This window comes from Segatella maculosa OT 289 (assembly GCF_000243015.1).
Lineage (GTDB): Bacteria > Bacteroidota > Bacteroidia > Bacteroidales > Bacteroidaceae > Prevotella > Prevotella maculosa.
In genome coordinates this window covers 440,425-465,989 of record NZ_JH594500.1, presented here as the reverse complement: position 1 = coordinate 465,989, position 25,565 = coordinate 440,425, and the positions used below count along the sequence as shown (strand labels likewise).

At 45.5% G+C, this 25,565-nt stretch carries 22 protein-coding genes and 1 pseudogene; 7 read left to right on the top strand and 16 right to left on the bottom strand.

Going from position 1 to position 25,565, the window contains the following annotated elements; all coding sequences use genetic code 11:
• Positions 1-25 precede the first annotated feature (25 nt).
• Both HMPREF9944_RS01800 and HMPREF9944_RS01795 read left to right on the top strand, forming a co-directional pair.
• Complete coding sequence (locus HMPREF9944_RS01800; protein WP_008564039.1) at positions 26-1,432, top strand: hypothetical protein; 1,407 nt, start codon at positions 26-28, stop codon at positions 1,430-1,432.
• Between the two features lie 21 nt (positions 1,433-1,453).
• A complete protein-coding gene (locus HMPREF9944_RS01795; RefSeq protein ID WP_008564037.1) occupies positions 1,454-2,563 on the top strand; it encodes a DUF4876 domain-containing protein in 1,110 nt (369 codons plus the stop codon).
• A 497-nt stretch (positions 2,564-3,060) separates the two neighbouring features.
• Here the strand turns inward: HMPREF9944_RS01795 and HMPREF9944_RS01790 are convergent, their stop codons facing one another.
• From HMPREF9944_RS01790 to HMPREF9944_RS01780, 3 genes are read right to left on the bottom strand one after another with little or no spacing between them, the layout of a single operon-like run.
• Entirely contained in the window at positions 3,061-3,945 is an 885-nt protein-coding gene (locus HMPREF9944_RS01790; protein ID WP_008564035.1) for an FAD-dependent thymidylate synthase, read from the bottom strand.
• Positions 3,946-3,977: 32 nt separating this feature from the next.
• Positions 3,978-4,658 carry a tetratricopeptide repeat protein gene (locus HMPREF9944_RS01785; protein ID WP_008564034.1) on the bottom strand — a complete coding sequence of 227 codons (681 nt, stop codon included), beginning with the start codon at positions 4,656-4,658 and terminating at the stop codon, positions 3,978-3,980.
• Positions 4,651-6,963 (bottom strand): penicillin-binding protein 1A, encoded by a 2,313-nt coding sequence (locus HMPREF9944_RS01780; protein WP_008564033.1) that lies wholly within the window; start codon positions 6,961-6,963, stop codon positions 4,651-4,653. Before HMPREF9944_RS01780 ends, HMPREF9944_RS01785 begins: the two co-directional genes overlap by 8 nt.
• A 169-nt stretch (positions 6,964-7,132) precedes the next feature.
• Here HMPREF9944_RS01780 and pyrB point away from each other — a divergent pair, with 169 nt between their 5' ends.
• From pyrB to dapA, 5 genes are all read left to right on the top strand, one after another.
• Positions 7,133-8,089 carry an aspartate carbamoyltransferase gene (gene pyrB, locus HMPREF9944_RS01775; protein ID WP_008564032.1) on the top strand — a complete coding sequence of 319 codons (957 nt, stop codon included), beginning with the start codon at positions 7,133-7,135 and terminating at the stop codon, positions 8,087-8,089.
• 3 nt (positions 8,090-8,092) lie between these two features.
• Complete coding sequence (gene pyrI / locus HMPREF9944_RS01770; protein ID WP_008564031.1) at positions 8,093-8,548, top strand: aspartate carbamoyltransferase regulatory subunit; 456 nt, start codon at positions 8,093-8,095, stop codon at positions 8,546-8,548.
• 52 nt (positions 8,549-8,600) lie between these two features.
• Positions 8,601-9,881, top strand: coding sequence for a serine hydroxymethyltransferase (gene glyA, locus HMPREF9944_RS01765; protein WP_008564030.1), 1,281 nt, complete (start codon positions 8,601-8,603; stop codon positions 9,879-9,881).
• 392 nt (positions 9,882-10,273) lie between these two features.
• The gene (locus HMPREF9944_RS01760) at positions 10,274-10,705 is read left to right on the top strand and encodes an Hsp20/alpha crystallin family protein (RefSeq protein ID WP_025830016.1); all 432 of its coding nucleotides are present in this window, start codon (positions 10,274-10,276) and stop codon (positions 10,703-10,705) included.
• A 287-nt stretch (positions 10,706-10,992) separates the two neighbouring features.
• The gene (gene dapA / locus HMPREF9944_RS01755; protein ID WP_008564028.1) at positions 10,993-11,880 is read left to right on the top strand and encodes a 4-hydroxy-tetrahydrodipicolinate synthase; all 888 of its coding nucleotides are present in this window, start codon (positions 10,993-10,995) and stop codon (positions 11,878-11,880) included.
• 407 nt (positions 11,881-12,287) lie between these two features.
• Here dapA and HMPREF9944_RS01750 read toward each other — a convergent pair whose 3' ends face one another.
• The 13 genes and pseudogenes from HMPREF9944_RS01750 to feoB form a co-directional block, all read right to left on the bottom strand.
• Positions 12,288-13,256, bottom strand: a complete 969-nt coding sequence (locus HMPREF9944_RS01750) for a F0F1 ATP synthase subunit gamma (protein WP_008564027.1) — start codon at positions 13,254-13,256, stop codon at positions 12,288-12,290.
• A gap of 12 nt (positions 13,257-13,268) precedes the next feature.
• Positions 13,269-14,852: a F0F1 ATP synthase subunit alpha gene (gene atpA, locus HMPREF9944_RS01745; protein WP_008564026.1), complete on the bottom strand. Its 1,584-nt coding sequence runs from the start codon at positions 14,850-14,852 to the stop codon at positions 13,269-13,271.
• 25 nt (positions 14,853-14,877) lie between these two features.
• Complete coding sequence (locus HMPREF9944_RS01740) at positions 14,878-15,414, bottom strand: F0F1 ATP synthase subunit delta (protein WP_008564025.1); 537 nt, start codon at positions 15,412-15,414, stop codon at positions 14,878-14,880.
• Positions 15,415-15,426: 12 nt separating this feature from the next.
• The gene (gene atpF, locus HMPREF9944_RS01735) at positions 15,427-15,945 is read right to left on the bottom strand and encodes a F0F1 ATP synthase subunit B (RefSeq protein WP_008564024.1); all 519 of its coding nucleotides are present in this window, start codon (positions 15,943-15,945) and stop codon (positions 15,427-15,429) included.
• A 17-nt stretch (positions 15,946-15,962) separates the two neighbouring features.
• On the bottom strand, positions 15,963-16,205 hold the full coding sequence (atpE, locus tag HMPREF9944_RS01730) for an ATP synthase F0 subunit C (RefSeq protein ID WP_008564022.1): 243 nt from the start codon (positions 16,203-16,205) through the stop codon (positions 15,963-15,965).
• A gap of 63 nt (positions 16,206-16,268) precedes the next feature.
• The gene (gene atpB / locus HMPREF9944_RS01725; protein ID WP_044113157.1) at positions 16,269-17,318 is read right to left on the bottom strand and encodes a F0F1 ATP synthase subunit A; all 1,050 of its coding nucleotides are present in this window, start codon (positions 17,316-17,318) and stop codon (positions 16,269-16,271) included.
• 29 nt (positions 17,319-17,347) lie between these two features.
• Positions 17,348-17,752 carry a hypothetical protein gene (locus HMPREF9944_RS01720; RefSeq protein ID WP_008564018.1) on the bottom strand — a complete coding sequence of 135 codons (405 nt, stop codon included), beginning with the start codon at positions 17,750-17,752 and terminating at the stop codon, positions 17,348-17,350.
• Between the two features lie 9 nt (positions 17,753-17,761).
• Positions 17,762-18,004, bottom strand: a complete 243-nt coding sequence (gene atpC, locus HMPREF9944_RS01715; RefSeq protein WP_008564017.1) for an ATP synthase F1 subunit epsilon — start codon at positions 18,002-18,004, stop codon at positions 17,762-17,764.
• A 51-nt stretch (positions 18,005-18,055) separates the two neighbouring features.
• Entirely contained in the window at positions 18,056-19,582 is a 1,527-nt protein-coding gene (atpD, locus tag HMPREF9944_RS01710; RefSeq protein ID WP_008564015.1) for a F0F1 ATP synthase subunit beta, read from the bottom strand.
• Between the two features lie 125 nt (positions 19,583-19,707).
• Positions 19,708-20,685 carry a 6-phosphofructokinase gene (pfkA, locus tag HMPREF9944_RS01705; RefSeq protein ID WP_008564013.1) on the bottom strand — a complete coding sequence of 326 codons (978 nt, stop codon included), beginning with the start codon at positions 20,683-20,685 and terminating at the stop codon, positions 19,708-19,710.
• A 182-nt stretch (positions 20,686-20,867) separates the two neighbouring features.
• A pseudogene (locus tag HMPREF9944_RS13555) lies at positions 20,868-21,113 on the bottom strand (IS30 family transposase); the annotation flags it as partial.
• A gap of 714 nt (positions 21,114-21,827) precedes the next feature.
• Positions 21,828-23,060, bottom strand: a complete 1,233-nt coding sequence (locus HMPREF9944_RS01700; protein WP_044113155.1) for a type IX secretion system plug protein — start codon at positions 23,058-23,060, stop codon at positions 21,828-21,830.
• 7 nt (positions 23,061-23,067) lie between these two features.
• Complete coding sequence (gene feoB, locus HMPREF9944_RS01695; protein ID WP_044113153.1) at positions 23,068-25,530, bottom strand: ferrous iron transport protein B; 2,463 nt, start codon at positions 25,528-25,530, stop codon at positions 23,068-23,070.
• Positions 25,531-25,565 lie beyond the last annotated feature (35 nt).

The following is a 25,565-nucleotide window of genomic DNA, read 5'->3' as shown; positions in this document are numbered from 1 at the left end:
AAATATACCCAAGAAAATAGAAGATATGAGTAATAAACTAAAGATAATGACGCTTGTTGCAGCGTTCTCGGCACTATGTATATCGTGCGACGATTTCATTTTCGGCAACGTGAACATCAACTACGACGAAAATCCGCTGTCGGCAAAGCCTATTCCCCATAGTGGAGCAGATCGCTACGTGGACAGTCTGAAGAAAATCAAAATCGAAGGCAGCTTGAGGAACCCAGACCCTCAAGGTGCTTTCAACAACTGGGCCACTTGTTTGGCCATGTTCAAGGAGGGACATTCTCACGGAGATGGCATGATGCACGGCAATTTTGTTTATCGTAACGCACCTTGGAAGCAAGAAGAGTTCGTCATTATTCATAATAATAATGACAAATGGCCTGCGGTGGAAGTGCAAAGAGAGAGCACCGTCACCTATCTTGAACAGAACGACGGTAAGAAAGGCCCCGATTACATCCGAATCATCGGTGGGCGACTGAAACGTTGGGGCCTTTGTCTCTACTTCTTCGACAGAAATGGGAAGCTGTTGAACGATGATATTTTGGAGCATTCCGATGAATATCAGATTTTCTTCAGCGTGAGTGATGTCGACGACAAGGGCAAGGCTTACACCGTTACCGACTGCCGTGGCACATGGTATCCAAAGAAAGATAAATATGGTGAGTGGAAAGCGGGCGGAACAATAGATACAAAGCCTGTTCCGTCTCCGTTCTTTGCTGACAAGATTTCATGGAAGCAGCGTGCCGATGCTACGCCCCGCATCTTCGAGTACACCTATCGCGACACTTGGATCCATGATGCCATGGCCGATGGTGCCCGTGAACTCTTTAATCAACGGCTACTTCCGCCCCTTGGACGCACTGATGCCGACTGGGCAGTAGCCCCTTATGACCAAGACCGTGTGGGACTGAAAGGACATTTCAACTTTGATATTGAAGCCGACGAAAACGATTCAAGACACACGGAATGGCCACTTGAAATTACACGCCGCGTGAATCCTGTTACAGGTGAGGCTGGAAAATACACGCGTCCGTCCTATCTGTTGCCCAAGTTCTATCTATCGGTGCGCGTGATGAAGTGCCCTAAAGGTAAGAAGGCACTTATTCCGCGCGATGAATACTTACGGCGGCATTCCACTTATGAGTTCTTGAGTCCTTTTATCTGTGCTGAAGCCTACAATCCCGATGAAGCCAAGGACTATGGCGCAGACTCAGAGTGGAAGGAAGTCATTCGTTTCAATATCCCAATCAAGGTGTTTTGCAGTAGTTTTGACACCGACCCGACTACCATTGACCCCAACGATCCACTGTATTATTACTTGGGTCTTGAGATAGGACTCTCTCCCATTGATGCCCTTGAAGCCTCTCAAAACCTCCAGACCCATGGTGTCGGTGGTGGTTCAGGCTTGGGTAACTGGTTCTTATAATCACTCTTTCAAATGAATATAATGAAAACAAACATTCGAAATTTTCAGAAATACGGCTTATTGCTCATGGCTTGTGCCTTGTTGACGGGCTGTGTAAGAAACGAACTGCCCGAAAAGCGGTCTACCTCGAAGACGAAAATCGACCACCTTATGATCAAAGAAGTCTTCTATGCAGGCCACTACTGGGTGCGCGACGTACACAAATGGGGGCTCCAAAACCTCTATCAAATGTATAACGACGACCAATATATCATCATTTATAACCCAACGAGCGAAGTGAAATACCTTGACGGACTGGCCCTCTGCACCAATGCTATCGACCCCACTAACTCCATTCAGTTCGCTCCAAAGGACGATTTCGTCGGTCGCTACTATGGTGCTGCTGCGGTATCTTACTTTCCTGGCAAAGGAACCGAGCACCCCGTGCGGCCCGGACAGGAAATCGTTGTGGCAAAATATGCCATCGATCACAAGGCAAAATTCATCGATGACCTTGTAGCTTCGGCCAAAGAATATGGAGAAGAGATAGACTTGTCGATGTATAAAGGGCTTGATGCCTTCCTTGATCTTTCAAAGGCTGACTTTGAATGGACACAGCAGGAGTTCACATGGGGCGGGAAGAACAATCCGAACGTACCAGATATGCAGCCGATACTCATCGTCACCGACAAGAAAGGAAAGAAAGGACCGGAGCATCAGATAGCCGACATTACCGAACACAACGGAATTGCGCTCATCAGGCTACCGTGGACGCCCGAAGACTTCAAGGCCAATTATCTTGATACCAAAGACCGAAAGGGCTATCTGCATTACATCACGGTCACGAGCAGTGCCTTTGCCGACTTCTATGCCATAGAGATTCCCTTTGCCAACGTCATAGATTGTATCACTGTTTGCCCACGAAGCCGTTTCCAAATGCGCCCCAGCAAACTCGACAAAGGCTACAATGCCGTCACGGACGTTGACTTTTCGAGCATCAAACAATCCGACTTGCCCACCTATTCGGGCTTGGCACTCACTCGGAAATGGGATGGAAGGAAGTTCGTTGACGATGATAACACCAAAACGGACTTCGAAACCAAAGTCGCCTCTCTGTCACGAAAAGATAAGAAGGGAAACCCGATCAAATAGGGTAGGGGATACGGGGCTGAAACTTTCAGGCAATCTTCGTATATCGTTGGTAGGTAAATGAACCAATATAGGCCATTTCGGCTTACAATATCAGCCATTTTACCGCGTAATATGGGCCATATTACAGTGTAAAGTGGCTGATATTAGCATGCAAAATGGCTGATATGACAAACCGATTGACTAAGCCTGATTTCTCTTTACACGTTTTTGGTTATTGTTACTGATATTGTTTCCACATCTTTTACTTGCTTCTTGAAAGGGTTTACTGTTTGCATGAGACTTTCCTGAAAGGGTTTACGTCGTGGAATTTCTTTACATGCGACTTAGATGTGGTCCCGTCGGCTGCAAAGTTAAGATTTTCTTTCATAGGACGAAATCTAATACCATGAAAATATAAGGGTGATCATCAGGGAATATGTCCATGGTGCTGTTAAACTCGTTGTATTTTGTGTCTGATTTACCACCCGTCTTATCGGAAGAGCAACCTGTTTGTCATACTATAGCAGCCCTAATCGCTCGAACTCCTCGTAGAGCGGCTGTGCAATGGCCTTTGCATCGGGGTGAGGTGCGCCGGTAGTGCCAATAGCTCGCAGGTCGAAAAAGTGCTTCCAATCGCTGACGAAAGCCGTGTGCACCAGCTCGGTGTTCACGTCAAGCGGGAGGACGGCGCGTGCCTCTTGGGGCTTTTTGCCCAGCGAAATCAGGTTGAGGTAGGCAAGTTCGCAGGCAAGATTCGCAAACAGCCAATTATCGACGGCGTTCCATGTCTTAGTTTCGCCCGCAGTAATCATGTCTCTACATAGTCGTTTCAATTGATCGGTACCCGTCGTTTGCGGTATTTGAGAATAATCCGGCTCGTTTTTCACCCACTCGGGAAGGTTGACGGTTATTTCGCCGCCGAATTTGTTTTTGCCGTAATTGCAATAACGTGTGGACTGCTCGGCCATTGAGTTGGCACGGTGCCTGTTGAACTCGCGGGTGACGGCCACTTGGGTAGTGAAGTGCACGGTGACGCGCCGCTCATGATGCTCGGAAAGCTCCGTAAGAAGTTCCAAATCAGCCATGCGTTTGTTCTCGGCTAGCACCCTAAGATTGGTCGTGATATAGGCTGTGTGGCCGATGATGTTCACATGTGAGAAACGGTTACGCACGTAATAGTCCGATCGTTCGCCCTCTTTTACGGTCATATAGACGGTGCCATGCTCCAGCATGGCCGTATGGTCGGCCGCAATCATGCGTTCCACGAAGGGTTTCGCCGAGCCCTCGGAGACGTTTTGTTCGCTTTTGTAACAGACTCTTCCGGCCTTTTCGATTTGTTTGTATATGCCTAAAAGGCCGCTCTCTTGTTGCCAGATCTCGAATGACGGTTCTAAGATTTTCATAAAATCGACGTATGGGTTAAGTTTTTGGTGAATTATTTTCTTGCTCTTTCGAAGAATTCTTTCAACGAAGCTCTCGCGACACCCAAGGAAGACACAAGATATTCCAAGTCTTCCAAGGCCTCTTCTTTCTTTTTCAGCATGAGTCTGACATCGGCCCTCGATAGTCGGTAATCACGGTTATGAGGTTCCCGCTTGATGGCTTCCGTGTAATCGAACGCAGCCAGCTCGAGCATATTCCGTTCACGTTCCATGTTTGCTCTTGCGGCATACGCAACGGCACTGTCGGGGAACTGTGAAATCACGCGGTTGATGCCGTCGAACGCCTCGGTGAAATGCCTGTCGGTCTCGTTGAGAAGGGCCAGTCCCAACTGTGCCTCAAAACTTCCGGGCACGATACACAGCAGGTGTTGATAGTCCAAACGTGCGAAATTGTATCTCGACAGTTTGCCGTTGACATAGGCACGGAAATAAAGTGCGGCTGGATTGTCTGCGTCTCTCGATAGTATGCGGTCGTATTCTTCCTTGGCATACTCCCATTCCTGCAGCAGCATATTCCATGAAGCCTTCTTCAAGCGCAGCTCCGTGCTGTCGGGGTGGTATGCCAGTGCTTCCGTGGCCTTGCGCAGGCTGTCGCGGAGAGCGTTTGTCTTTTGGGCATATCCTGTGATTACTTGAATGCAGCAAAGGGCAAGTGCGAGTAAAGTTCTATTCATATACTTCGTCGATTTGATATGCTGTGTTGTCTGCATCCTGCTTCGGGCAGGGATCGAAACCTTCGGGAAGCCCGAATGATACCTTGTTATTATAGCCTAATGCCCTGTCTCGGTAGACTTTCTTCATATAATAGGCCCAAATGGGCAGTGCCATGGTCGCTCCTTGCCCCATGGCCATGTTGTCGAAATGGATATCGCGGTCTTCACCACCGACCCATATCCCTGTCACCAATTGTGGCGTGAAGCCGATAAACCATGCGTCGCTATTCTTATTGGTAGTTCCGGTCTTTCCTCCAATTTCGCCTTCCAAGTGATATTTATAGCGGAGTCTTCCTGCAGTTCCGCCATCGACGACGCCCCGCAGCAACACAAGCATCTTGTCGGCACTCTCTGCGCTGATGACTTCGTTCATACGTGGTTGGAAACTAGCGATGACATTTCCCTCGTTATCTTCGATACGGCTGACAAACATTGCGGCTGTCCGTATACCATGGTTGGCAAATACGGAATAGGCACTCACCATCTCCGCAACGCTTACATCACAAGGTCCCAAGCATAACGACATGGAGGGATGTATGTCCGGATTGTTGATTCCGAATTCATGTAAGGTGGATACAAACAGTTGCGGATTGAGTTTGCTCATCAGGTAGGCTGATATCCAGTTGTTACTATGTGCCAGTCCCCACTTCAAAGTGACCATTTGTCCATATCGTGCGTGTGAGGCATTACGTGGTGTCCAAGCCTGCCCCGCAACGATATAAGTCTTTTGTACATTGGGGGCCATGTCACATGGAGAATATCCGTTCTCCATAGCCAATGCATAGAGGAACGGCTTAATCGTGGAACCAATCTGCCTATGTCCGCCTGTTACCATGTCATACATGAAGTGATTATAATCCAAACCGCCGACATAGGCCTTAACGGCACCAGTCTTGGGATCCATACTCATAAAACCGGCGCGCAGAAAGCTTTTGTAATATTTAATGGAGTCCATTGGGGTCATAAGGGTATCGATATCGCCATGATAAGTGAATATCGTCATATCGACAGGTTTGTTGAATGAAGCCATGATTTCTTTCTCGCTTGCACCGGTTGACTTCATATTGCGATAACGTTCGCTTTGATACATGCTCCGGTTCAAGATAGAACGCAGTTGCGATGCACTGAGTGCCCCGGTAAATGGCGCATTCTTCTTGCTGCGGTTCTCTTTATTGAAGGCTGGTTGCAAGAATTTTGTCACATGCCCATAGACTGCTTCTTCGGCATATAGCTGCATTCGACTGTCTATTGTGGTGAATATTCTTAGGCCATCCGTATAGATATTGTAAGGCTTACCATCTTTTTTAAAGTTCTTGTTACACCAGCCATAAAGCGGATCGCTCACCCATGCAATCGAATCCAGTGTGTATTGTTGTTTGTTCCACGAAGGATAATCGGTGATATCTGGTTTCTCGGCCATCATATATTGGCGCAGAAATTCACGGAAGTAGGTTGCGTTTCCATCTTTATGGTCCGTCCTATGAAAGTGTAGCGTTATGGGCATGGCACTATATTCATCATATTCGGCTTGGGAAAGATAACCCACCTTCAGCATCTGCCCCAGAACAATATTACGACGGTCACGTGCTCTGTCAGGAAACCTGACGGGATTGAAAAGAGATGGATTCTTACAGAGTCCGATAAGCATGGCCGATTCAGCAATATTCAAGTCTTTGGCCTCCTTATTGAAGTAAGTGTTTGCCGCAGTCTTTATTCCTACCGCATTATGCAAGAAATCAAAATAGTTCAAGTATAAAGCTATGATTTCTTCTTTCGTGTAATTACGCTCGAGTTTCACGGCAATAACCCATTCTATAGGCTTTTGCAATATTCTTTCTAAGGAATTATGCACTTGTTCAGAATACAACTGCTTTGCCAATTGCTGTGTAATTGTAGAGCCTCCACCAGCAGAAGCCTGTCCTAAGAGCCCACGCTTTACAATCGCTCTACCCAATGCGATAAAGTCAACTCCACTATGTTCGTAGAAGCGTTCATCTTCGGTTGCTACCAATGCGTCTATCAGATGTTTGGAAATCTTGCTATATGGGATTACTATTCGGTTTTCTTTGTTCAGATTGTAGGTTCCCAAAACCTTTCCATCAGAGGAATACACTTGGGTAGCAAAACGATTTATCGGGTTTTGCAAATCTTCTATCGGGGGCATGTAGCCTATCCAACCGTTCCATATGGCGGTGAAAGCTAATGCCGACCCGCATATTGAGAGTATCAACACACTCCATAAGAAGTGAATAAAAGCCTTTCTCATCTTGTTTTTTAGCAAAAGTATTACTGGCAAGTGCAAAGTAGACGCGTTTACCATTTGCCGAGCATGACAATATTTGGTGCAAAAATACAATTTTTCCATCAAATAGCACACACTAATCAGAAATAATGCTTAACTTTGGAGACGAATTCGGAACATCAACCATATACAAATGAAGAGACATGATTTTGTAACGATTGCCGATTTGGATAAAAATGCGTTGCTTTATCTTATCCGAATGGCGCAAGAGTTCGAAAAACATCCTGACAGGGAGTTGCTAAAAGGAAAGGTTGTTGCCACACTCTTTTATGAACCTTCAACCAGAACGAGACTTAGTTTCGAGACTGCAGCCAATCGACTTGGGGCAAAAGTCATCGGTTTCAGCGATGCAAAGGCTTCCAGTGTCTCGAAAGGTGAAACGCTTAAAGACACAATTCTCATGGTCAGCAACTATGCCGACGTCATCGCTATGAGGCATTACATTGAAGGTGCTGCGCAATATGCTTCGGAAATAGCACCCGTTCCGATTATCAATGCAGGAGACGGAGCACACATGCATCCCTCACAATGTTTGTTAGATCTTTACTCCATTTATCAAACACAAGGCACACTTGAAAATCTGAATATTTATCTTGTCGGTGACCTTAAATATGGTCGGACTGTTCATTCGCTGATCATGGCCATGCGTCACTTCAATCCCACGTTCCATTTCATTGCGCCTGAAGAGCTTGCCATGCCGCAGGAATACAAACTCTATTGTGAGGAGCATGGCATAAGGTTCGAGGAGCATACGGAATTCAATGACAAAGTGATTGCTGATGCCGATATTCTGTACATGACGCGTGTACAAAAGGAACGCTTCTCCGACTTGATGGAATATGAACGTGTAAAGAATGTGTATATATTAAGGAACAAAATGCTGAGTCTTGCAAAGTCCAATATGAAGATTCTTCACCCGCTTCCCCGCGTAAATGAGATTGCCTATGATGTTGATGACAATCCTCATGCCTATTATATCCAACAGGCTCGGAACGGACTTTATGCACGTGAGGCCATCTTCTGTCATTGTCTTGGTATCACGTTAGACGATATCACGAATGACAAAACCATTATCCATTCTAAATTCTAAGTCATGGGAAAGAAAGAAATGCTTGTTTCTGCAATCGAGAACGGCACCGTTATCGACCATATTCCGGCTGAAAAGACCTATCAGGTTGTTGATTTGTTGGGATTAAGAGGCTCTTCCACGCCTGTGACCATTGGCTATAACCTTCCTTCAGAGAAGATTGGAAAGAAAGGAATCATCAAAATCACGGATAAGTTCTTCTCTGATGAGGAAATCAGTCGACTAAGTGTCGTTGCCCCAAAGATTGTACTTAATCTTATCAAAGACTATGAAGTCGTCGAAAAAAAGACGGTAGAGACCCCCGATGAGCTTAGAGGAATTGTCAAATGTAACAATCCGAAATGCATCACCAACAATGAACCGATGATGACCGTATTCAATGTTGTAGACAAAGCACATGGCATTTTGAAATGCAGATACTGCGACAAAGAGCAAGATATAAATAAAATAAAACTCTGCTGATGCAAATCAGTATCAAAGAAAGGAATTATTAACTACAAAATAGCATTTTGCAATGAAAAAAGATCAAGAGATTTTCGACCTTATTGAAAGAGAGCATCAACGCCAATTGAAGGGAATGGAGCTGATTGCATCTGAAAACTTTGTTAGTGACGAAGTAATGGCTGCCATGGGGTCTTGTCTTACCAACAAATATGCCGAAGGACTTCCCGGAAAGCGCTACTACGGGGGATGTCAGGTCGTTGACGAGGTCGAAGACCTTGCCCGGAATCGTGTCAAGAAATTGTTTGATGCAGAGTTTGCCAACGTGCAACCTCATTCCGGTGCGCAGGCCAATGCCGCCGTATTGTTGGCCGTTTTGCAACCCGGTGACACGTTTATGGGATTGAATCTCGACCATGGCGGGCATCTTTCTCACGGTAGTCATGTCAACACTTCGGGTCTGCTTTACAAGCCCGTAGGTTATAATCTAAACCGAGAAACAGGACGTGTGGACTATGACGAGATGGAACGACTGGCCCTTGAGCATAAACCGAAACTTATAATCGGCGGCGGATCGGCCTACAGTCGTGAGTGGGATTATGCACGTATGCGTAAGATTGCCGACGAGGTTGGAGCGATATTGCTGATTGATATGGCCCATCCGGCCGGATTGATAGCCGCAGGTTTGCTTGACAATCCGCTGAAATATGCACATATTGTCACCAGTACAACGCATAAAACCCTTCGCGGACCACGTGGTGGTATTATCCTTATGGGTAAGGATTTCGATAACCCTTGGGGCCTGACTACGAAGAAAGGTGAAGTGAAGAAGATGAGTATGTTGCTCAACTCAGCCGTTTTTCCGGGCACACAAGGCGGTCCGCTCGAGCATGTCATTGCAGCCAAGGCCGTTGGTTTCGGTGAAAATCTCGACCCATCATGGAAAGAATATGCCATGCAGGTAAAGAAAAATGCTGTGGTTTTGGCCGAAGACTTGATGCAACGAGGCTTCACGATTGTCAGTGGCGGCACGGATAATCATTCAATGTTGGTTGATTTGCGGGCGAAATATCCCGATTTGACCGGTAAATTAGCCGAAAATGCCCTTGTTGCCGCTGATATAACGGTCAACAAGAACATGGTTCCGTTCGATACGCGCAGTGCATTCCTGACCTCAGGCATACGCTTGGGCTCGGCAGCGATAACAACTCGTGGTGCAAAGGAAGACATGATGCACCTTATTGCCGGCCTTATCGAAGAGGTTTTGAATGATCCTGAAAACGAAGTGGTGATAAAACGAGTTCGCGAAAAGGTCAATGCAACGATGAAAGACTACCCGCTCTTTGCCTATTAAACAAGGAGTAGTGGTGGGGGTGAAGGGACCTGCAAAACCATCTCAGCCATTTTACCGCGCAATCTCAGCTATATTATGCGGTAAAGTGGCTGATTTTAGTCTACAAAATAGCTGAGATTAGAAAACGGTTTTTGAGGATTCCATTTCCTGATACAACGGAATGGAATTGTAGGCTTGGAGGCTATAAAACTTAAAATAATTAAGATTTACTGACAATTTTACTTACTATGTCAGCAAATATGGTTAAAATAGATTTACAATAGGGACATTTTGTCATGTTCAATCCGGCGGCATGTTTGTTGCAAATGTAGAGGTGGATAATGAAACCGAAAGGCATGAAGATCCAAAAGAAATTTAATGTAGAACTAAAATATAATTAGGAGGTTTTTATGATGTTGTTTCCAGTAATGCGTACAAATAACAATTGGTTGGACAATGCATTTAATGATTTCTTTAGTGACGCTGCTTTGTCGAAGATGAACTCTACAGCACCTGCTGTCAATGTCAAAGATACCGAGAAGGCTTACGTGATGGAGGTTGCAGTGCCGGGCATCAAAAAGGAGTTTTGCCGTGTGAATATTGATGATAACGGCAATCTTGAAGTGGCCATCGAGAACAAATTGGAGCACAAGGAAGAGCGTAAGAAGGAGCATTATTTGCGTCGTGAATTCTCTTATTCGAATTATCAGCAGAGTTATGTTCTGCCCGATGACGTAGATAGAGATAAAATCTCGGCCAAGGTGACGGACGGTGTGCTCGAAATAAACTTGCCGAAAGTTGTTAAAGAAGTACAGAAAGTGCAACGTAGCATAGATGTTTTGTAAGTTATAAGACATCAAATGAAGACAGGGTCGGAATGGTTAGCATTCCGACCCTGTTTTGTTATTTTATACTTGTAATGTCTTTTTATATTAGCAAAGGGCTTATGAATGGAGTTTCAGATTTATTGCTTTACTCTTTGATAAAGAAAAGAAGATGATTGAGGGCGGGAAAGGCGTTCTCGTCCGCTTTCAAGCACATATCTTTCCGGAATTATTTTATTAAAAACTTTTGCAATTTGATGTAAATCTTGTAACTTTGTAGTCAAGATTGAAAGTAAAAAGAACCATTTATGGCACATAACATCTTTAAAGGTCTTGGTATAGCCTTGATAACCCCTTTTACATTAAACGGCGAGATTGACTACAAGGCGTTAAAACGGCTTATAGAATATCAATTGACCAACGGGGCCGATTTTCTTTGTATCTTGGCTACTACGGGCGAAGCCCCTTGTTTGTCTAAGCAGGAGAAAGACGAGATAACGGTGTTCATAAAGGAATTGGTAGGTGGTAGGGTTCCGATTCTCAAATATTGTGGTGGAAATAATACTGCTGCCGTCGTTGAAGAAATCAAAACGACAGATTGGTCGGGGATTGACGGCGTGCTGAGTATTTGCCCATATTATAACAAACCGTCCCAAGAAGGACTTTATCAGCATTTTAAAGCCATTGCGGAAGCGAGTCCATTGCCCGTAGTCCTCTATAATGTTCCGGGTAGGACAGGGGTCAACATGAAGGCGGAGACGACGGTCAGGTTGGCGAAAGACTTTCCCAACATCGTTGCCGTGAAAGAAGCAAGCGGAAGTTTGGAACAGATAGATGAAATCATCAAGAACAAACCAGACAACTTTGATGTCATCAGCGGTGACGATGCACTTACGTTTTCAATGGTGGCCAGCGGTGCTGCCGGCGTAATCTCCGTAATAGGCAATGCCTTGCCCAAAGAATTCAGCCGCATGATCAGATTGGAATTCAATGGGGAATATGAACCGGCCCGCAAGATTCATCACATGTTTACCGAACTTTATTCGTTACTCTTCGTAGATGGGAACCCTGCGGGCTGCAAAGCGCTGTTAAACGACATGGGAATGATAGAGAACGTGTTGCGTCTTCCCCTTGTGCCTACTACAATAACGACGAAGCAGAAGATGGCAGAACTGTTGAAAGACCTAAGATATTAAGAGGCTTGTGCGTAGCCTCCACTGTCATGATGGGAACAGCTGGAATCTTGAAGAGGTGACGGAACGAAGCAGGAGTTGTTTCCAATGGTCCGTCACCTCTTCGGAGTTTCCGCCAATACATCTTTTAACTTTTGACTTTCGGCGGAATTTCCGCTGATACATCTTTTAACTTTTAACTCATATCGGAACTTCCGCTAACACATCTTTTAACTTTTGGCACCTAGCGGAACTTCCGCCGATACGTCTTTTAACTTTTGAGTTCCGGCGGAGTTTCCGCTGATATGTATTTTGCCCCCTGGCTTCTAGCGGAGGTTCCGCTACGTATTTTTTGTTTCTCGAAGTCTCGGCGGAGGCACCGAAGCTCTTTTTTTAATTTTTCCCCATTGGGATTTATCCCGAACTCGCGCTTAGTTATTGATGCTGCCACCCACGATGTCAAGTAACTCGCTGGTGATAGCCTGCTGGCGACTCTTATTGTATTGGAGATTTAGGGCGCGGAGCAATTCGTCGGCATTGTCTGTTGCCGTTTGCATTGCAATCATACGTGCGGCATGTTCGCTGGCATTGCTATCGAGCAAAGCTGTGTAGATTTGTAGATTCAGTTCCTTGGGGACCAAAGAGCTGAGCACCATATTCAAATTTGGCTCCACAATAAAATTATCATTGAGTATCTCTGCCGAAGACTTCTTTTTCGTCTCTGCCTTTGCCTTATTCTTAATATACTCTTGCGCTTTTGCCGTAGTTACATTGCCGGACAGATCGCGGTCATTCTCAAGCCCGATATTCTCTGTGGACAAATCAATCGGAAGAAAAACCTTTCGCGATAAGACCTGACTTCCAACTGACTTGAAATGATGATAGATAAGTTCGACCTTATCCACCTCGTGAGCGACGAACTTCGTCTGCAATTCTTGCGAAATCAACGCACAGTCTGTCGCCTTCGGTTTTTCTGCCAATGAAAGAAAACTACCTGCTATATGAAAGCCGCGCTTGATGGCATACTCTTCGGCTTTGCGCCCGATCGGATAAATGAGAATATCCTCAACGCCTTGGGCTGTATAATCATCAACAGTGCTCTGAAGCAACTTGAGCACATTGTTGTTAAAACCGCCACATAGGGAACTGTTGCTAGTGAAAACAACAAGTGCCACTCTTTTTATTTCACGCTTCATTTCAAATTCATTCTGAACTTCCGGAACCGTGATGAGAAAAGACTTCAAAATATGCTCAAGCAGATTTTCATAAGGCAACATGTTCTGAATGGCGGTCTGCGCATGATGCAGTTTGCTTGATGCCACCATTTTCATTGCACTCGTAATCTTACGGGTGTTTTTGACAGAAGCAATACGTGTCTTGATTTCTTTTAATGAAGGCATTGCTACGGGTTTTTACTTATATTGTCCGACAATATTTGCCATTGTATCTTCAATGACCTTGACAGCCTCATCTGTCAGCTGCCCTTCAGCCAATGCATTGATAATGTCTGCATGAGATGAGCGCATGGCATCCAAGAATTGGTCTTGACAATCACGGACATGATCCACGGGCACATCATGCATCAGACCATGTACGCCACAATACAAAATAGCAATCTGTTCACCTACCGGCATTGGGTGATATTGAGGCTGAATGAGCAATTGGTTATTCTTACGGCCACGATCCAAAGTCATTGCAGTCACGGCATCCATATCACTGGAAAACTTTGAGAAAGCCTCCAACTCACGGTATTGTGCCATATCCAATTTCAACGTACCTGCAACTTTCTTCATACTCTTAATTTGCGCAGAACCGCCCACACGTGATACGGATATACCAACGTTGATTGCCGGACGAAAACCTTGGTTGAATAGATTTGTCTCCAAATAAATCTGTCCATCGGTGATGGAAATCACGTTCGTAGGAATATAAGCAGAGACATCACCGGCCTGCGTTTCTATAATAGGCAAGGCTGTTAACGAACCTCCTCCACGAACATGGCCTTTCATACAGTCGGGAAGGTCGTTCATCTGCTCGGCAATCTCTTGTTGATTATTGATACGTGCAGCACGTTCCAAGAGGCGAGAGTGAAGATAGAACACATCACCGGGATAGGCTTCGCGTCCTGAAGGACGACGAAGGATCAAGGAAACTTCACGATAGGCCACGGCCTGTTTCGATAGGTCATCATAAACAACAAGTGCACTGTAGCCGCGATCTCGGAAATACTCTCCGATGGCTGCACCAGCAAAAGGCGCATAATACTGCATGGCTGCAGGGTCGGCAGCTGTTGCACTTACAATAATTGAATATGGTAAAGCACCATATTCTTTCAGTGTCTGTACCAAAGCTGCAACAGTAGAGGCTTTTTGCCCTATGGCCACATAAATACAATAGACAGGCTTACCTGCTTCATAGAAGCTTTTCTGGTTGATAATAGTATCTATGGCGATAGCAGTTTTACCCGTTTGGCGATCACCGATGATGAGCTCACGCTGTCCACGACCAATAGGAATCATCGAGTCTACAGCCTTCAGGCCGGTTTGCAAAGGTTCTTTCACCGGTTGGCGATAGATAACTCCCGGTGCTTTGCGATCCAAAGGCATCTCAAAGGCATCCGTCAGTTCTATATCACCAAGACCATCGATAGCTTGCCCAAGAGGATTGACAACACGCCCAAGAAAGTTATCATTCACACGGATAGAAGCAATACGATGTGTACGCTTTACAGTCTGTCCTTCCTTAATGCCAGCCGTCGGACCAAGAAGTACACAGCCAATATTGTCTTCCTCTAAGTTCATCACGATAGCCATCGTACCGTTTTCAAACTCAAGAAGTTCACTCGCTTCAACATTTCGGAGGCCATAAACACGTGCTACACCATCTGCCACAGTAAGTACAGTACCTACCTCGTCAAACTGTTCTCCACTGTTGATGCTCTGCAACTCTTTGAGAAGTACTTCTGACACCTCACTTGGTTTAATTTTATCTGACATCTTTTCTTCTTATTAAACTGAATTATTATTTCTTTAGTTCTGACAGAATACTACGCAGTTTGCCTTTTACACTTGCATCCATACGGCAATCATCGTATTCAAGGATAAAGCCGCCTATGAGGCCTTCATCAACTTCCGTATTGAATTCTACAGAACCTTGAGTCCTATTCTCAACCATCTGCTTCATCTTAGTTTCAACCTCTTGGGTAACTGCTGTGGCTGTAATAAGTTTACCACAGGTGATATTCTTATGCTTTCTGTAAAGAGTGATGTATGATGCAGCCATGAATTGCAGGGCAGTCTCCCTATCTTCTTTCAAAACAAGAGCTATAAAATGCTTCGTTAGCGATGTTACATTCTTGCCACTTGCAATTTCAAGAACCTCTTGTTTCTTTTCTTTTGCAAGCATAGGGTTTTCAATCGTAAGTCTCAGTTCAGGCACAGCAATATAATTTTGCAGAAGAATTTGCATATCTCTGTAAACCTCATCTTCTTGGTTTCCAGCAACAGCACCCTTCAATAAGGCACGAGCATATCGAACTGATATTACACCTAAATCCATAAACTACAATTTTTAGTCTTTATTCTCTCTTTTAGAAACCTCATCCAATAGCCGGTCTATCAATTCCATCTGAGATTTGTCGTTTGATAACTTCTCTTGAAGGATTTTTTCTGCAACCTGAATACTAAGTTCAGCCACCTGTGAGCGGATATCACGGATTGCAGCTTGTTTCTCAATCTCAATCTGCTTCTTTGCTTCAGAGATGAGACGAGCACTTTCTTCATGTGCCTTATCCTGTGCCTGCTCAACAATGGCATCACGAGTCATAGCCGCCTCTTTCATTATCTTAGCCTGTTGCTCTCGAGCCTCTTGTAACAAGGCCTCTCCCTCTTGTTTGATATGTGCCAAACGTTCAGAAGCTTCATGTGCCTTGCCTAAACTCTCATCAATATATTGTTTCCGTTCATCAACCATTTTGATGATGACCGGAAAACCAAAACGGGCAAGACAAAAGAAGACCACCAAAAACGCAAGGAGCATCCAAAACAGAAGTCCAAGATCAGGCGTTAATATTGATGGCAAATTCTCCATTCGTATTGATCCTATTTTTACTTAATGATAAATGCACAAGCAGCAATAGCAAACAGAGCACAACCTTCGACAAATGCCGATGTCAAAATCATATTGGTCATAATCTTACCAGATGCTTCCGGTTGACGAGCAATAGCATCCATAGCACTACCACCAATTTTCCCAATACCTAAGCCTGCACCAATTGTTGCAATACCAGCACCAAGACCGCAGCCCAGCTGAGCCAGACCTGTTGCAGCCAATAAAGTTGAAATCATCATAATTCTTACTTTTTAATTGTTATTACTATTTAATTTTTTTTTTACTATAGAAAGGACAGTTTTTTATTCTTCCGCTTCCTCCTCCTTATGTGCCAATCCAATAAAGACTGCACTCAATAATGTAAATACATAAGCCTGTACAAAAGCAACCAACAGCTCTAGGCAGTTCATGAAAAGCAACATAATAATACTGAACGTATTCAGTCCCAAGCCAAAGCCTACCCCCATAGACCATCCAAGGAAGATTACGCATGTGAAACTTAATATCACAGCGTGTCCAGCCATCATGTTGGCAAAGAGACGAATCATCAATGCAAATGGTTTTGTAAACACACCAAATAACTCTATAAGCGGCATCAAAGGGATAGGAGCCTTTAAAAATAAAGGAACATGTGGCCAAAATATATCTTTCCAATATTCTTTATTACCAAACAAGTTTACAACAATCATCGTGCAGACCGCAAGAAATAAAGTTATATTGATATTACCTGTCACATTGGCACCACCGGGGAATATGGGGATAAGACCTATCAGATTAGCTGTGAGAATGAAAAAGAATACAGTAAGCAAGTAAGGAGCATAGGTCTTATAATGCTTTTCACCAATAGAAGACTTAACAACATCATCATTAATTATCATTACCATCATCTCCATGGCACCGACAAAACCTCCAGGAGCTAAACTTTTCATGTCACGATGCTTATACCATCGTACACAATAGGCAAATATTCCAAGCAAAATAAAGACAACTATCCATATCTGCGCTACAGCCTTCGTAATACTCAAATCTATTGGCCGGACATTATTTCCGTCAGGCATTTTCTCAAAAATCTTCCCATGATGTGCGCTATCGAAGAAGAAGTTGGAAGGTAATGTCTCTGGTGTACAGAAAAACCATTGTCCCGTGACAGAACTTTTTACAATGACAGGAAGTGGAATACTGATGGTCTTTCCTCCATAAGAGGCAATGTGCCACTCATAGTCATCAGAGAGATGTTCAAGCACTATCTCTGAAATATTCAATTCTCCTTTTCCTGTACTATGAACTGCAAACAGTTGCAAAGGAAACATAGCAAGCGCGAATAGACGAAGTAATGATTTTATTTGTCTCATTTTATTTAATCAACCCCCTTGATAAATGGCTACGATTTACTACGCAGATGTGAGAAAAATATGGAATGATGGACCAATACAGCCAAATAATATGGTGCAAACAACAGAATGAAAGCAATCATTCCGGAACGGTCGGACATAAAGTAATAAACGAACAGCATCAATAATGACAAAAGAAATCTGAAACCTGAAACGGCCATAAAGAAAGTTGCCTTATTCTCCTCTGTCTTATTTTCCAATCGTTTCCAAATAAATGCATCACTCAATTCTACAATCAATGCAAAGCACATACTCACGAGGACAGGAGTCAGCAATAGACCGGCACCCAGCATTTGCAAAATCAACAATTCCAACAAGGACAAAGCAAAGACTATCTGTACAGCCTGTTGGATATATCTTTTACTTGCTGATTGAATATTTACCACTTCTTTCATCAAAACAGTCTATAGTTCGACGCACATGCGTATCTCGTCTTTTTGTACTTCGACAAATCCGCCAAGAATATCAAGTCTCTCCTCTTGAGTGGCTTGAGCCTGATACTTGACACATCCCTTTTCCAACGAAGAGATAATTGGAGCATGATACTCTAAGATCTCAAACTCGCCCACAGTTCCGGGAACAATGACACGAGTCACCTCACCATCAAAGAGCACTTTCTCCGGAGATACGACTTTCAATCTCAACATAAGCTTTCAAAAGTTTAGTTATTCTTCATCAAATACTTTACTCGCAGTGCATTAAGCATTAGCTGCCTCAAGTAGTTTCTTTGCCTTTTCTTTTGCATCTTCTATCGTTCCTACATTGATGAAAGCCTGCTCTGGGAGGTCATCGACCTCTCCATCAAGAATTGCATTGAAGCCTTTAATCGTATCTTCAATAGGTACCATCACACCTTTTAATCCGGTAAATTGTTCGGCCACTGTAAACGGTTGAGAAAGGAAACGTTGAACACGACGTGCACGGTTTACAATCAACTTATCCTCATCTGAAAGTTCATCCATACCAAGGATAGCAATGATGTCCTGAAGTTCATTATAGCGTTGCAGCAGCTCTTTCACACGCTGTGCACAGTCATAATGTGCCTTACCGACAATTAATGGGTCAAGGATACGTGAAGTACTTCCTAACGGGTCTACAGCCGGATAGATACCCAACTCTGCAATCTTCCTTGAGAGTTCTGTTGTAGCGTCCAAGTGCGAGAACGTTGTAGCAGGAGCCGGATCCGTCAAGTCATCTGCCGGCACATAAACAGCCTGCACAGAGGTGATAGAACCGTTTTTCGTTGAGGTAATTCGCTCTTGCATGGTTCCCATTTCACTGGCCAACGTTGGTTGATAGCCCACGGCAGAAGGCATACGCCCTAAGAGTGCAGACACTTCTGAACCGGCCTGAGTGAAACGAAAGATATTGTCAATAAAGAACATAATATCGGCCGACTCTCCATTTTTCCCTCCATGGTCACGGAACTCTTCAGCCACGGTCAAACCCGACAAAGCTACTGAAGCACGTGCCCCAGGAGGTTCGTTCATCTGTCCATAAACAAGGGTTGCCTGACTTTCGGCCAACTCCTTTTTATCGACTAAGGATAAATCCCACTTACCCTCGTCCATTGCTTTTCTAAAGGCTTCACCATATTTGATAACACCACTCTCCAGCATATCGCGGAGCAAGTCGTTACCTTCACGGGTGCGCTCACCGACTCCTGCAAACACAGAATAACCGTTGTGTCCCTTTGCAATATTGTTAATCAACTCCATGATAAGTACTGTCTTACCTACACCGGCCCCACCGAAGAGTCCGATTTTTCCACCTTTCATATAAGGCTCCAGTAAGTCGATGACTTTGATACCCGTTGCCAACATCTCTTTGTGTGTAGATAATTGATCGAAAGTTGGAGCTTCTCGATGAATAGGATAAGCACCCTGCATATCCAATTCCTCCATACCATCAATAGGCTTTCCGATAACATTCATCATTCGTCCCTTGATTTGCTCACCAGCAGGCATTGTTATCGGACTTCCTGTTGGAGCAACCTCAAGACCCCGCTGAAGGCCGTCGGTATTATCCATAGCTACACATCGTACGGTGTCTTCTCCAATATGCTGTTGAGCCTCGATTACAAGTTCGCTACCGTCTGACCGTTTTACTTTCAGGGCCTCGTAAATCTTTGGCAACACTTTCTCCGCATCCTGCCCCTTGGTGTCGAAATAAACATCAATGACCGGGCCGATAATCTGCGAGATATGTCCTATAATCTGTGACATAATTTTATTTGAGTATTTAAATTCTTACAAAAACTGTTGGGCAAAAGTACCTATATTTTATATAAAATGCAAATTTACCTTGGGATTTATTTATGGATTTTCTACCTTTTAATACCTTTTAAATATTAGATACTCAGTTCATCAAGCACCGTTATCAACTTTCTGTCAAAAGGCTTATCACTTCTGATAGCTTCGCTCAAGGGGACATAAACCACCTCGTTGTTACGCACGCCAACCATGATGTTACGCTGACCTTGCATGATTGCTTCCACGGCGCCCACTCCGGTACAACTTGCCAAGATACGGTCGCGGGCTGTCGGACGGCCTCCACGCTGCAGATGTCCAAGGATTGATATCCGCACATCATACTGCGGGAACTCTTTCTTCACGCGGTCGGCATAGTATATGGCACCACACTTGGGACTCTCACTGACAATCACGATACAGCTCTTCTTACTTTTGCGAATGCCACGTTCCATGAATTGTGCCAATTGGTCCACGTCGGTACTATCTTCTGGGATAATAGCCGCCTCTGCACCCGATGCAATCGCAGAGTTCTGCGCAAGGAAACCAGCATCGCGCCCCATCACTTCCACAAAGAAAATACGCTCATGGCTCTGGGCCGTATCGCGGATTCGGTCGACGCACTCCACGATAGTATTCATCGTTGTGTCATAACCGATCGTACTGTCCGTCCCGTAAAGGTCATTATCAATCGTACCCGGTAGACCGATGCAGCAGATATCATACTCCTGTGCAAACTTCATGGCACCCGTCAGAGAGCCGTTTCCGCCGATTACCACCAACGCATCGATACATTCTTTCAAGATGTTGTCATAAGCTTTCTGCATGCCCTCCGCGGTCATGAACTCCATCGAGCGTACCGTTTTCAGCATTGTGCCGCCTTGATTGATAATGCCGCTTACATTCTCCGTCGTGAAATCTACGATTTCATCATTGATAAGCCCGTCATAACCGCGATAAACGGCCTTTATATGGAAGCCGTTATAGATGCCGGCGCGTGTCACGGCGCGTATAGCCGCGTTCATTCCGGGGGCATCGCCACCCGAAGTCAGAATTCCAATCGTTTTGATTTTAGCCATAACTTACTCTTGTTGTTTAGTTATACCGTTGAAAAATCTTTATGCTATTGCCTGAATTTTCCATTTAGATAAGCAAAGTTAGAAATTAATCTTCGGATATGCAAACATCAGACCGCATTTTATTTCTCGTGGCGCTTTATTTTCCAGCGAAAAGAGTAAAGAGTCAACCAGCAAGTGCAATATCACGAATAATATTTGTAAAACTCCTGCTTCGGTGTTGCGAAGTTCAATTTTCCCCTTGGTCTTCCGTTGATTTTAGCCTGGAGCTATCCTGTGCCAACCTGCGTGCAATCGCTCGGCAAACTCGCTGCCGTTGTCTTGCGATGCTCTCGCATGTAGGGCATGAGTAGCCTCCACACGGTCTTGGCCGGCGGCATGGCCCCATACTTGCACTTTTCCATGATGAGGAAGTTCGTGCTGCGCTCTATCCTATGTGAGTTCGATATGAGCCCTATGGAGAAAAAACAGGAAAAACTGCGTCTCTGAAGCATCGGATTAATGGAAAACAAAAAAGGAACACTCATCCGAGGACTCGGAAGATAGTAAAACAAAAAAAGAACACTCGTCCGACAGATCAGATGGAAGCTAAATAGAAAAAGAACTGTTATCCGAGGCCTAAGATGTAAAATTAATTAACAGAAAATGCTATCTGAGGTCTCGGATGTGAAATTAATTAACGGAAAACACTATCCGAGGCCTCGGTTGGAAGAAAAAGAAAGATTAAACTGTTTTCCGAGGGCTCGGACGATAAAAAATGTAAAAAGGAACTGTCGTTCGATGCCGTAGAACCATCGGAAGGGTTCTTTTACTGTGAGCTACGCTCTACCATCGTGAGGGTGGCATGGCCGTCCTTTGTCTTACTTATAATAAAAGGTCTTCTGAAGGCGTACCATCGTGATGACTTGATTGCCGTCCTTGTCAATAATCAAGTTCATCTCTGATACGCTACGAGTTTTTTATCTTTTAACTGGGGCAATCGAAATCTCTTTCAATCTCCGAACCGCCTGCCGTCAGTCTACTTTGAGGGCGTTTGTGTGTGCTGTTTCTGATACTCGGGGAGCAGGGGCCTCATGCCTGCGCAGGGAGGGCTGTTCATCTTATGGCGGTTTTAGCCTACCAAATGTCCATTACACTGTGTTTCGTCATTGCACCACGGCCACGAGACGGTCGGTGCGCTCACCCGGACCTCTATAATAAATCAGTGCCTGATATTGGTTTTGGGTCTGGTAGAAATTGCCTTCGGAGGAAAGGTTGCGGGCATACCCGTCGGCACCGACCTGCACATACGTATAAGAATAATAACCCTGCTTCAGCAGTAGTGTGAGTTCGTAATTACCGGTAACGGCATTGCGTTGCATCTGATATTGGGGCAGCAACAGGTGGTTCGTAAAGCCTCCGCTGACGTATATTTTATCGTCGGTAGAGTTGGTCTGCAGGGTGAAGTGCACCATCACGTAGTCGGAGAGATAGTCGTTCCCGCGGTTGTCACTGTTGCGAACGACGAAGGTTCCCTGCGCACTTTCGTCGTGTACGTAGTTACGGCGCGGAAGGTCGGGCCACAGCCAGGCATGATAGTTGTGGCCGTCCCAATCGATAGACGCGATGCCCATCGTGGGGTGATCGAGCGAGAGACATTCGAACTTGCGGTAGACGTTTCCTGCCTCGAAGATGTATCCGCGGCAGTGCTGCCACTGTAGGCCGTCGCGTCGCGTGTATTGCGGCTGCACGTTGACACGGGCGTCGTTCCAATTCCCGTTTTGCAGAATGATGGTCTTTATCTGACGGCCGGGGTCGGTGACGGTAAGTGTGCCGTAATCAAGTTTCATTTCTACTTGCTGATGCGCCCGATTGATGTCGATGTCGGTATTCGTCATGTATGAAAGACCTATGCGCATTCTCGGTTCGACGACCATGAAACAGGCGTTGAGTAGCAGGTTGTTGGCCTCGTCATAGATACAGACTTTGTAGTTGCCGCTTAGGGTCATGCGGCATTGGGCGTTTGGCAAGGCTAACGAATAGTGGGTGTATTCCGTGTTTGTGTTGACGGACTCCTTGATATCTTCGATGAGAAGATTGTTTCCGAAGCCTTCCAGATAGTCGCTGTCGAACAATTGCGTGGAGGTTGACCAATCGGCTTCGCAGTGTGTGATTTTGTAAGTGAAACGATGATATTCATGGCCGAGGCAATCGAACGAAATCTGAATGCGTTCGTCACTGCCCAATTGAATGACGGGTAGCACAGACAGCCTTTGCCGCGTGTTGTTTACTTGCAGCGTAGCGATGTCGGGTGAGAAAATCTCATTTCGCTGTGCAAGACAGGACAGGGCCATGCACAGCAGGAATGAAATAGTCGGAAGTCTTTTGCGGTTCATCATGTTTTATCTATAGGAAGAGACGCCCGATTTGAAACACGGCCGCACTGACGCCCCATGCAAGCAGTGTGGTGTAGCCAGCGGCAAACAAGGCCCATTTCCAACTTCCCGTCTCGCCCTTGATAGCAGCGATTGTGGCGATACATGGGAAATAGAGCAGCACGAACAGCAGGAAACAATAGGCGGTGAGCGTGGCGACGGGCTCGGCAGCTTTGTAGGTGATGCCGTGTAGTCGGGCCAGATCACTTGTCATCTGTCGGTGCAGCGTCCGGTATTTTCCGCCTTCGTCGTTGAAGCTGTCGTCCTCGCTAAAACTGTCGTTGTTACTGTAAAGCACGCCCATCGTACTTGCAACGATTTCCTTTGCGCCCACGCCCGAAATCAGACCGACATCAATCTTCCAGTCAAATCCCTGTGGGCGGAACACGGGCTCCACGAACTTTCCGATGCGTCCGATGTAGCTCTGTTCCTGCTGTTGTCGGGCATCGAGTGCATCGTCGTATGGGAAGTAGCCCAAGGCCCATACGATAATGCTGGCAAAAAGAATGATGCCTCCCATCTTCTTGAGATATTGCTTTCCCTTTTCCCATGTGTGGCGCCCCATGGCCTTCCACGTCGGAAAGCGGTAGGGGGGAAGTTCCATGACAAAAGGCGTGTCTTCTCCTTTCACGACAAATGTGCTGAAAAGTCGGCTGAGGATAACGGCGATGGAAATGCCGATGACATAAAGAGACAACATCACAAATGAACGATATTTCAGCGCAAAGAAAGAGCCTGTAATCATGATGTAGATGGGGAGACGGGCCGAGCAACTCATCAAGGGCAGAATAAGCATAGTGATAAGTCGTGAACGCCTGCTTTCGATGGTTCGTGTGGACATAACGGCAGGAACATTACAACCGAAGCCCATGATAAGCGGAATGAACGACTTGCCGTGCAACCCCATTTTGTGCATCAGCTTGTCCATAATGAATGCGGCCCGGGCCATATAGCCGGAGTCTTCCATGAAACTGATGAAGAAATAGAGAATAAGTATCTGCGGCAGGAACACGATAACCGCACCGACACCGCCTATCACACCATCTACAAGCATGGCTTTGACCGGCCCGTCGGGCATATTGTGTGAAATGACTTTACCGAACCAAGCGACTGTTGCATCTATCCAGTCCATGGGATACTGTCCGACGGTAAAGGTGGCGAAGAACATGATGAACAGTATAAGGATAAAGATAGGGAAGCCCAGATATTTGTTCGTGATGACATAATCTATATAATGTGTCATCAAATACGTGTCCTTATTCTTTCCCGTTTGATATTGTGACTCTTGGAGTGCGCCGTGAATGAAGCCGTATTTGGCATCCATGATTGCCGTTTCGCAGTCCTCTCCGGTCTCCTCTTTTACGCGTTGGGCTGCAACGTCTCTAACCCTGAATATCTCTGCGGAGTTTGGCAAGGTCTCTATGTACTCCATCGTAGCAGCATCATATTCCAACAGCTTGATAGCCAGATAACGGGTGGAATATAACCGTCGCACACTCTCATCTTTCTTCAGATATTCCTGAATGTGCCTGATGCCGTCTTCTATCTCGTGACCGTGATTGATATGGATATGGCGGGCGTAAGGCAGTTCTTCCTCATTACTCTCATAGCGTTCTATGATTTGGTGAAAGAGTTCTTTCACGCCGGTACCGTTCTTAAAGACGGTCGGTATCATCGGAACACCGAAGAGCTCCGACAGCTTGGTGTAATCAATCTTGTCGCCACGTTTCTGGGTCTCGTCAAACATATTAAGCGCACAGACCATGCGAAGGTTCATGTCGATGAGTTGCGTCGTAAGATAAAGGTTACGCTCCAAGTTACTGGCATCAATCACGTTGATGACCACGTCGGGCGTCTTCTCAATGATTTGCTTGCGCACATACAGCTCTTCAGGCGAGTAGGCCGAGAGACTGTAGGTACCGGGCAGATCAACAAGGTTGAACGTGTAGCCTTCGAATTCGGCATATCCTTCCTTGGCATCGACCGTAACGCCGGAGTAGTTGCCGACGCGCTCGTGAGCTCCCGAAGCGAAATTGAACAGCGAGGTCTTACCGCAGTTGGGATTACCCACCAAAGCCACATTAATAACACGATGGCGTATCTTAGCCGCTTCTTTCAGCTGCTTATCTGTCAAGGGACGGTCATCAACGGGAGTTATCTCGGAACCCTTTTCAGTATGGCTTACCCGCTTGTTGATTTCCTTTGCCTCTGCTTCAGAGACAATCTCTATCATTTCGGCTTCACTCCTGCGGAGCGAGACCTCATACCCCATGATCTTATACTTCACAGGGTCCATCAGCGGCGCATTCAAAAGCACCTCCACCTTTTTCCCCTTGATGAAGCCCATCTCCACGATCCGCTTCCTGAAGCCTCCGTGTCCCGTTACTTTTACGATGATGCCGTGTTCGCCAGTGTGTAAATCTGATAATCTCATGTTTTTGTCGTTTAACCTATCTCCTGCAAAGTTAT